The following is a 2114-nucleotide window of genomic DNA, read 5'->3' on the forward strand; positions in this document are numbered from 1 at the left end:
CAATAGCTATATCACAAATTATCGCTTCGCTTCAATATGACTGACTACTAGCAATTAATGCCTTCGGCGGCCCGCGTTCGTCCTCCGTCCGTCACGACGCACAACTTCGCGTTGCTACGCTGTGCGCCATGACTCCCGTAATGACTTGACGCCGTGTCGGATGGCCTTGCATTTTGACTGCGCTTCCGCTATCGCTACAACTTCGTCAAAACGCCCGACCGCTACGGCTACGCGGGGGTCGTCGTACGCCGCTCCACTAACGTTACGCTTCCTGTACTCCTTCGGAGATCACCATCTCCTACCGTCAAAGCCGACAACTCAACGACCTGGCTAGAGCCATTATCATGGCAGCAGAGGGGGCAGATCAAGGAGTGACCTTACCTGATTATGTAGACAGCGAAGGTGTGGCACCTGCTTTATTAGAAGGGGCTTCGGAGCTGGCAGCAGTGGTTGAATGGTTGGCACAACGAATTAGAGAAATCGAACTTTTTGTTGGTCAATTACCGTCCATTGCTATCTTTGTACAAAATGAAAGTGAGGTTCAGTCTATTGCTGAGGCGTTGAATGCCGCACTTGCGGATGAAAACCTCCAGGTTATTGCTTGCCCCAAGGGCCAAGTGATGGGGCAGGATAACGATGTTCGAGTATTTGATGTTCAGCATATTAAAGGCCTGGAGTTTGAGGCCGTATTCTTTCTCGATATCGATCGCTTGGCTACTCTGCATCCTCAGCTTTTCGATAAGTATCTATATGTTGGCACAACGCGAGCGGCAACCTATCTTGGTATAACCTGCACTAATGCACTGCCAGTCGCAATTTCTAGCCTGCGGCAGCTATTTGTTCTGGATTGGAAAAACTCATGAAACCCAGTCTGGTGGCTGGCTTAATCTGGCCGACAAAGCGCTATACGAAGCCAAGGAATCTGGCCGGAACAAAGTTTGTTTAGCAAAGCAAAAGCGAATTCGCTTGCCAATTATGGTTAACTAATCAGTCGACTGGATTATTGTGAAAATGTTATTCAAGAAAGACCTAATGAATAGAAAACTATGCAGGTTGGTAAATGTACGCTGGTCTGGTTAGGTTCGCGATTACCCTGGAATAGTTTTCGGCGTGATGTGCAATATATTCCTTTCGGATGTATATTATATGTACGTGTTATGTATACTTAGCGAGGTGAATCATGCATATCAATTTATCCCCAGAAATCGAGCTATATCTTCAAGCCAAAGTAGGCACTGGCTTTTACAGCAACGCTTCCGAAGTCGTTCGCGATGCGATCAGACGAATGTGGGAAGAAGACAAAAAGATTGAAAAGCTCCGGACTGCTGTGCAAATAGGCGATGAACAGTTAGATCGTGGTGAAGGCATTATTTATTCAGCCAGTCGATTGGAGGCGATCACCGAAAAAGCGTTAAGCAACGCTCGTAATGGTAAAAAAGTCAGCGCCGATGTTACTCCCTAACTTGCCATTAGTCCTTTCGCCACAAGCGGAAGACGATTTCGCTGATATTCTACAATACACTTTGGAGACTTGGGGTGAAAACCAAGTTTATGTTTACCGCGCTGTATTCGATAAAGCCTTGCTGACAATCCAGCAGAATCCGCAGATTGGACACCGGAGAGCTGAGATTTCCAAAGAGCACAGGACTTTTCCGGCCGGACGGCACATCATTTTCTATCGAATTGCGTCAAATGCTATCTATATATCGCGTATACTGCATGAGCGTATGGATTATGGGCGAAGCTTGTAGCACCTGAATACCTCCTTTTGATCGAACATCGAAATGGCCAAAATAGACTAACGCATAAAGCCCTTGCATTTTTTACGTGTGAATTTTGCGTGTTTCGGTCGTGATTCGTTATGCTCAGTTATGCAGGTCACGCAAAAAAATGATATTAAAATACAAATAAAATCAATTAGTTATATACCAATAACGTGATTTGTAATCAGCCGGTCTCGGGTTCGACTCCCATCGCCAGCTCCAAATAAAACAAAGGGTTAGAGTCAAATCTAACCCTTTTTTTGTGCCTGTCGAAAAGTTAATAAGCACATAATAAGGTAAGCGCACGCCCCAACCACATAGTCAGAACTGTTTTTCTCTGAATCAATCTCC

At 45.5% G+C, this 2114-nt stretch carries 3 protein-coding genes; all 3 read left to right on the forward strand.

Features of this window, described 5'->3' with window-relative positions:
* The first annotated feature begins 344 nt into the window (after window positions 1-344).
* The 3 genes from V7051_RS24550 to V7051_RS24560 all read left to right on the forward strand — a co-directional run bounded on the left by V7051_RS24550 (window position 345) and on the right by V7051_RS24560 (window position 1751).
* Window positions 345-863 carry an ATP-binding domain-containing protein gene (locus tag V7051_RS24550; RefSeq protein ID WP_333879387.1) on the forward strand — a complete coding sequence of 173 codons (519 nt, stop codon included), beginning with the start codon at window positions 345-347 and terminating at the stop codon, window positions 861-863.
* 317 nt (window positions 864-1180) lie between these two features.
* Window positions 1181-1462 carry a type II toxin-antitoxin system ParD family antitoxin gene (locus tag V7051_RS24555; RefSeq protein ID WP_333879386.1) on the forward strand — a complete coding sequence of 94 codons (282 nt, stop codon included), beginning with the start codon at window positions 1181-1183 and terminating at the stop codon, window positions 1460-1462.
* Window positions 1449-1751: a type II toxin-antitoxin system RelE/ParE family toxin gene (locus V7051_RS24560; protein ID WP_333879385.1), complete on the forward strand. Its 303-nt coding sequence runs from the start codon at window positions 1449-1451 to the stop codon at window positions 1749-1751. Before V7051_RS24555 ends, V7051_RS24560 begins: the two co-directional genes overlap by 14 nt.
* The last annotated feature ends 363 nt before the right edge of the window (window positions 1752-2114 follow it).

The organism is Methylobacter sp. (assembly GCF_036845245.1).
Lineage (GTDB): Bacteria > Pseudomonadota > Gammaproteobacteria > Methylococcales > Methylomonadaceae > Methylobacter_A.